5 protein-coding genes are annotated in these 7,373 nt (G+C 61.3%); 4 read left to right on the forward strand and 1 reads right to left on the reverse strand.

Features of this window, described 5'->3' with window-relative positions; all coding sequences use genetic code 11:
• The coding region (locus ABHR76_RS00645) for a hypothetical protein (protein WP_346976496.1) at positions 1-193 on the forward strand (193 nt) is incomplete at its 5' end.
• A 114-nt stretch (positions 194-307) separates the two neighbouring features.
• Here the strand turns inward: ABHR76_RS00645 and ABHR76_RS00650 are convergent.
• Positions 308-1,537, reverse strand: a complete 1,230-nt coding sequence (locus ABHR76_RS00650) for a zinc-ribbon domain-containing protein (protein WP_346976497.1) — start codon at positions 1,535-1,537, stop codon at positions 308-310.
• 178 nt (positions 1,538-1,715) lie between these two features.
• Here ABHR76_RS00650 and ABHR76_RS00655 point away from each other — a divergent pair, with 178 nt between their 5' ends.
• The 3 genes from ABHR76_RS00655 to ABHR76_RS00665 all read left to right on the forward strand — a co-directional run.
• A complete protein-coding gene (locus tag ABHR76_RS00655; protein ID WP_346976498.1) occupies positions 1,716-2,678 on the forward strand; it encodes an FHA domain-containing protein in 963 nt (320 codons plus the stop codon).
• 173 nt (positions 2,679-2,851) lie between these two features.
• Positions 2,852-4,936 (forward strand): protein kinase domain-containing protein, encoded by a 2,085-nt coding sequence (locus tag ABHR76_RS00660; protein WP_346976499.1) that lies wholly within the window; start codon positions 2,852-2,854, stop codon positions 4,934-4,936.
• Positions 4,937-5,346: 410 nt separating this feature from the next.
• On the forward strand, positions 5,347-7,373 hold a 2,027-nt coding region (locus tag ABHR76_RS00665), incomplete at its 3' end, for a heavy metal translocating P-type ATPase (protein WP_346976500.1).

Raw genomic sequence — 7,373 nt, forward strand, 5'->3', positions numbered from 1 at the left:
AACCAGCACAGTGGCGCAGACGCAGCCCGCGCCTCGACCGACACCATCTACCGAGACCGTCCGCAGCGCCGAGTCCATGCGTCGCGCGCGCCTTGCCGTCAAACGTCAACGCTCGATGGCACTCACGATGGTAATCGTCGCCTTTGTGGTGATAGTGGTTATACTTGCCCTCGCATCCGCCGGCATGCTTTAGCCAGCGGCAGTACCAAGGCCAGCTCATAGACCCCCGCATGAAAAAAGCGGTGGCGGACGCAACTCTCGAAAAAGCCGCGCCCGCCACCGTTTCACGCATCGCATGCAGGCAGCACTAGGAGATCAAAAGCTCAAAGGAATCCGTAATGCGCGTTCCCATGTTAACGGCACCGTCCCCCGATTCGACCGTGGTATTCAGGTAGTACTTGCCGTTCTTCTTTTTTGGCACACCCGCCACCGTAAGGTCGCAGTCTTCCTCCTCGACGGGAAGCGAGAACTCAAAGCCTTTGTTCCTGACAAACGTTCCGGTGACATCCGTGTAGGTGCGATAGTCGTCACCATCGGATTGGGCGACGGTTTTTTCGGCGTTGTAGGTATCGTGGGCATGCAGCGTGGCCGAGATGTCTGCAACCACTTCGCCGGAATCGCTGATGCTCTTAAACACAATCACAAGGTCGTTTTTGCTCGCGCCGTAGCAAGTATGGCCCCAAGAGTTGCCCGTCTCCTTAAGCGCTCCCCGCCACGTGGTGTTGACAAAGCTCGTGGGCTTATCGATGTTGAGCTTCGCTGTGCTACCAGAGGTCGTGGTGGTCGACGAGGTCGCATTGCCCGTCGTGGAAGAGCCCTCGACATCGGAGCTGGCGTCCTCGCCGTTCTTGCTTGCGGTCTTGAGCTCGGCCTTGGCATCCTTTAGATCCGCCTTGGTCTGGTCGAGATCGTCTTGCGTCTTTTTGAGCTCGTCCTTGGAAGATTCAAGCTGCTCCTTGAGCTTTTGGATCTGCTCGGTGTTTTGCGGGTGAGCCAAGCCGTAGGAATAGCCCGCCCAACCGATTCCCGCACACAAGGCAGCAACGACAATAACGCCAGCAGCAATGGCAGGCGCATACGACTTGCCCAGGCGCTTACGTGCCAGTTTGTACTCGGCCTTGGCGGTCTTGAGGCTCTCGCGGTCTTGCTCGAGCTGCTCTTCCTCGCTGAGCGGCGTGGAATCAAGATCGGCATGGTAGGCAGGCTGGGTCTCCGCGTCATCAATCGTGGTGCCAAAGTCTGACAAGGGATCGGCTACACGGGTAGCGGCGGGATCGGATTCGGGCGCGGCAGAACTCGGTGCCGGCTGCGAATCTGCCAACGGAGCGTCGCCCGTCTTAGGTAACTCTACCGTCGCCGCCGTGGCGGCCTCGCCATCTCGCCACGAAAAGGCCGGACTCTGCGACACGGTCTGGGGCGTGGTGTAGGGGTCTTCGGGGGCCGACGCCGCCGGCGCGGCATCGGCAAGAGGTGATCCACACTCGGAGCAAAAACCAGCGTCATCGGGCAATAATGCACCGCAATAAGGACATTCCATGGGGCACAACCTCTCAAATGTATCGTTTGCAACCATCCTGCAATTTGGTGTGTATGCCCTATAATGTCTCAACAGTTATGTAAAGCGTTGCGCAACATTTTTTGAGTCGACATGCTCAAGCGCAGTCAATTCCTATCATGTTTGCTGTACGTCATCGAAGTTATCTAGGGAGGCGACCATGGCGGCGGAAACACCGTGCTCGGTCCTCTACAACGATATCCGCTCGTTTGGCGGTCTTAAGCATCTCGAGATCGCCCGCATGCTCATTAACGGCAACTCGTATGCAGGCAGCGCCTTACTCGACAAATGTTCCACCAACCGCTCGTACCTCACTCGCTACATTGTCCACCGCGAGCCCGATCAGTGCGCGCCGGGTATCTACAACGACCTCACCGTCTCTACGCTTAACCTTGCCGCCGCCATCGGCAACAAGCTCGGCGGTGGCGAGCGTGCCTACCAGGAGCTATCTGACCATTACAGCGGCCCCGCAGCTCAAGCGATGATGTCGATTCTCGCCGAATATGGCCTCGATAATCGCCTCTACGCCAACGCCTTGGGGCGCATTCGCAGCTCCGATGACCATAACCCCCGCGAAAAGAGCACGCTCTTCCTGATGCTCTTTGTGGCGACGGGCGCACTTGCCGATCCCGTCCAGGGCGTAGCGACCGTTGAGCGTTTTTGCGATAGCAAGACAGGCGGGCACTTTGGAACCACCGAGACCACCGTCGGCCGCGGTTTTTTGAGCAGCTTAGATCAGCCGCGCACCGTCGCCCCCAACCTCGGCCTCCTCAGAACGCACGCCGGCAATAGCGTTGACATGCAGATTCACCCGCTCACGCGCGACCCGCGCGGCACCGTAATCGGATCGCTGCCCAAGACATCGCCCAGCATCACCGACGTGGGCGCAGATGCATCGCGCGAACACTTGCGAATTTGGCTCGAAGGCGGACGCTGGTACGCCCAGGGACTTGGATCGACCAACGGCACCGTGCTCGAATCGGGCGCAGGCGACGGTGACATTGTGATTGAGCCGCCGCGCGACCAACGCGAGCCCGGCAAAATCTATCCCCCGGTGGAAATCGAAAACAGCGACCGACTCCATTTGGGCCTCTACACAACATTCCTTGTCATTGTGGACTAGTGCGCGGGTGGCGATCGAAAAACGGTCGCCACCCGTCTTTTGTCTTCTACCTTCTGCGTCGTAAACGACAATACTCAGCGGCATACGCTGACAGTGCGGCTATCATGGTGCTTTACCAATAGCCGCACTGCCGACGCATACGTGCGGCAACCCATGCCAGACAAAGGAACGCCATGGATACTACCGATAGCGCCTATGGCGACAAGCTCATCCGTCTCGACACGTTCGACACCGCCGTGGCGGTTGATCCCAGCGCCGAGGACGATGCCAAGCGCCGGTTTATGACGCTCATTCTTCAAACGACCCATCGCAGCGACGGCAACATCGGCCACGTGCTGCGCGCGACTAACACCAACGGCGAGGTCTTTGCCGTCAAGTTGCTGGCAGACAACGCCATCCTTTCCGGCCAAGCCCCCGACCGCTCCGCCGAGCAATCGGCCGCTCACCTGGCCAACACCGCCGCGCTGTTCGAGGAGTACCGTCATCTGTGTACCGTCTCGCACCTGCGCGGATTTCCGCGCGTCTATGGCTACGGATCGTGCGAGGATAACCCGCTCATCCTCATGGAGTGGGTCGAGGGCACCTCACTCAAGCAGGCGCTGCCCCTGCTTCCTCACGACGCCTCGGGCGGGCTGACCACCCAGATGGTCGCCGCCGTCGGAAACGCCGTGCTTCGTGCGCTCTTGATGACCCAAGGCCTCGTGAATCCGGTCGTCCATCGCGACCTTTCGCCTGCCAATATTATGTTCCGCACCACCAGCCGAACGCTCGAGCAGCAGATTGCCGATTGCTCCTTTGACCCCTGCCTCATCGACATGGGCTCCGCGACCATGGCTCTCGGCGACGACACGATCACCCGGCGCGCCGACATCTGGCGCTTTGCCACGCCCGCATACGCCGCGCCCGAGATGCTCACGCAGGATATCGAAGGCATCGCGGCCCTTCGCCGTTCGCCGGCAATCGACGTCTATGCGCTATCGAGCATTCTGTACCAGCTCTATAGCGGTCGCAAACCGTTCGATGTGGAGTCGACGGGCGCCGCGGCAACCGGCTCGTTCTATCTCATAAAGACCAAGACCAAACCGGCGCCGCTCGAGCCGCGCTGCGAGGGCGACGAGGCTCTCGTCCAGATCATCATGAAAGGTATCTCGGTCGAACAAGGCGATCGCCCCACCGAGCAGCAGATGCTCGAGGTGCTCTCGGCATACCTCCCCGCTGCAGAATCTGAGGGACGCGAGGACGCGGGCAATGACGTAGCAATCGACATCGACTCCGGTACGCACCTTAAGGTCGATGTCGCCGGCGAGCGCGCGCGAGAAATTCTGGAGCAGGCCCGACATGATGCCATAACCCGCCGCCGCTTTATTATCGGCGGCGTCGTCGCAGCCGTTGCGGGGCTCGGCGTCATTGGCGCGGCAACCCATGGCTTTGGCATCCCCGACTACCTGGACGGCATCCGCAGCTCGCTTGACGACTACACTTGGGATCAGCTGCAGGAGATTTCACTCAAGATCAAAGCCGCCGAGACCCGCAGCGAGGCACGCGAGATTGCCAAGCGCTATCACCTGCTCGACGCCGATGGGCATATCCCCTATCCGTGCACCAAGCGTGTCACGCTCGCCAACGGGCTGCAGGTTGGCGCGCAGCTTGTGGGCATCCGCCACGATGAGCTTCTGGACGGGACGGGCAAGGCCGGACTAACGTTTATGTTCGACGCGGGTATTGCCGAGCGCAACGCTGCGGCTGAACCGCCGAGCGCCGGCTGGGCAGATTGCGAGCTGCGGGAATGGCTCAACGGCGACGGCCTTAAGCTGCTGCCCAACGAGTTGCGCGCACTCATTAAAGGGGTCAAGAAGGTCTCGAACAATGTGGGCGCCGCCAACAGCGCATCGTGCCTGAGCGAGTTGCCCGCAACCCTTTGGCTGCCCGCCATGGTCGAGCTGTGCGGTACGCAACCGCCCGATTCGTTTACCGAGGGCTATCACTACCTGGCAGACATCTACAACGGCGAGGGCAGGGAGTATCAGCTCTTCCGCGAGCTCAAGGTGAGCCCGTATTCCACGAACGAGACGATGGTCCGCCAGTGGAAGGGCAAGGACACCTGTTGGTGGGAGCGCACGGTGAGCCCCGACACATCGGAGAGCGAAGGCACTCTCTATATGAACCGCGTGGGGCGCGACGGCGACGTCTTTACGTACGCAACGCCTGCAGAAAAGCCAAACAAGCGAACCTGCGTGATCCCCGGATTCTGCATCTAAGCGGCGGGCGTCTTGCCATGACGAGACCCCTCCCCGGCAATTGTCTCGATCTGTAACAGTTAGAGGTCATTTTCCCTGCTATATGTTACAGATTGAGACATTGAGTTTGCTGCCAACTGTTTGTCTTGATCTGTAACAAATACTCGGTAAAACGGGGTCTAGTTGTTACAGATCGAGACGTTAGTTTTCGGCTGAAATGTTTGTCTAAATCTGTAACAGCTATGGTTCAAGAACCGGTCCAGATGTTACGGATTGAGATGATTGGTTGGGACGGTCCATCGGTAAACCAACTACCCTCATCTGTAGCGAGATGTCATACATTTATTCTGTACTAGACACCCCCAGGGGGTATGGGTGTATAGTATCGGAAGGTTAACATTTCCGACACTACGTCACAGAAAGGAGAAGCCATGGCTCAAGATAAGTTCGACGTGGGCAGCATGACGTGCGCCGCCTGCCAGGCGCACGTGGACCGCGCCGTCAGCAAGCTCGACGGCGTCCAAAGCGTCGCAGTCAATCTGCTCGCCGGCTCCATGCTGGTCGACTACGACCCCGCGCAGGTCACCCCCGACGACATCTGCACCGCCGTCGACCGCGCGGGCTACTCGGCATCGCCCGTCAGCGCGGGCACCGAAGCCGCCGCAAACGGCAGCGCGCAGGCCAGGTCCGGCGCCGCCCATATGGAGTCGCCCACCAAAAAGCTAGAGGCCACTGCCTCCGCTATGCGCACCCGTCTCATCATCTCAATCATCTTTCTCATTCCGCTGTTCTACATAGGCATGGGGCACATGCTCGGCTGGCCGCTGCCCAGCGTCTTCACCGACCACACCCACAGCATGACGTTGGCGCTCACCGAGCTCGTCTTGCTCATCCCCATCGTCTACGTCAACGACGCATACTTTATCAACGGCTTCAAGTCGCTCGTGCACGGCGCGCCCACCATGGACGCTCTCATCGCCGTCGGCGCCACCGCTTCCATTGCCTGGTCGCTCTACGCCATGTTCATCATGGCCGACCAGCTGGCCACAGGTCAGGTGCACGAGGCCATGATGACGAGCATGGACAACCTGTATTTTGAGAGTGCCGGCACCATCCTGTCGCTCGTCACCGTGGGCAAATACCTCGAGACGCGCAGCAAGTCCAAGACCGGCGGCGCTATCGAGGCGCTCATCGATCTGGCGCCCAAGACTGCGACCGTCGTTGCCGATGACGGCACCGAGACCGCTGTGGACGTCGACAGCATCCTTCCCGGCCAGGTCCTGCGTGTGCACCCCGGCGAGTCTATCCCTGTCGACGGCGTGGTACTCGAGGGCAGCTCGGCCGTGGACGAGAGTGCGCTCACCGGCGAGTCCATCCCCGTGGAAAAGACCGCCGGCGACACCGTCAACGCCGCCACCGTCAACCGCACCGGTTCGTTTACCTTCCGCGCCACGCGCGTGGGAGCCGACACGTCGCTCGCCAAAATCATCCAGCTCGTCGAGGACGCCAACGCCACCAAAGCGCCCATCGCCCGCATGGCCGATAAGGTCGCCGGCGTGTTTGTGCCCGTGGTGTTTGCAATCTCGGCCGTGACCTTTGTGGCGTGGATGGCGCTGACCGGCAGCGTGAACGAGGCGCTCACCTCCGCCGTGGCCGTGCTGGTGATCAGCTGCCCGTGCGCGCTGGGCCTGGCCACGCCCGTCGCCATTATGGTTGGCACCGGCAAGGGCGCCGAGATGGGCATTCTGTTTAAGAGCGCCGAGGCGCTGGAAAACCTGCGCAGCGTGGGCACCGTGGTGCTCGACAAGACGGGCACGGTCACCCGCGGCAAGCCGGCCGTGACCGATATCGTGGTGGCCGCGCGCGCTGACGGCTCGCCCGCCATGAGCGAAAAGGCGCTGCTCAAGCTGGCCGCCGCGCTGGAGCGCTCAAGCGAGCACCCGCTGGCCGAGGCGATTATGGCCGAGTGCGAGACGCGCGGAATCGTCGCACGCATGGTCGAGGACTTTGCCGCCGTGCCCGGTCGCGGCGTCACGGCGCGCGAGGGGCAAAACGCCATCGCCGCCGGCAACGCGCGTCTGATGAACGAGCTGGGCGCGGAGGTGCCCGCCGGTCTTGCCAAGCAGTTCGCTGCCGAGGGCAAGACGCCGCTGTTCTTTGCCAAGAACGGCGAGCTCGTCGGCACCATCGCTGTGGCCGACGAGGTCAAAGAGACGAGCGCTGCCGCCATTGCCGCATTGCGCAAGCTCGGCGTCGATGTGCGTATGCTCACCGGTGACAACCGCGTGACGGCCGAGGCCATCGCCCGTCGCGTGGGACTCACCAGCGAGCAGGTTATCGCCGACGTCCTCCCCGCCGACAAGGAGCGCCACGTGCGCGAACTGCAGGATGCGGGCGGCAAGGTCGCCATGGTGGGCGACGGCATCAACGACTCCCCCGCCCTGGCGCGCGCCGACGT

This window comes from Collinsella aerofaciens, assembly GCF_039752985.1.
Classification (GTDB): domain Bacteria; phylum Actinomycetota; class Coriobacteriia; order Coriobacteriales; family Coriobacteriaceae; genus Collinsella; species Collinsella aerofaciens_BT.

Coding starts and splice junctions, on each gene's coding strand:
- ABHR76_RS00660 (WP_346976499.1), top strand. CDS start 2,852: ATGGATACTACCGATAGCGCCTATGGCGACAAGCTCATCCGTCTCGAC.
- ABHR76_RS00650 (WP_346976497.1), bottom strand. CDS start 1,537: ATGGAATGTCCTTATTGCGGTGCATTATTGCCCGATGACGCTGGTTTT.
- ABHR76_RS00655 (WP_346976498.1), top strand. CDS start 1,716: ATGGCGGCGGAAACACCGTGCTCGGTCCTCTACAACGATATCCGCTCG.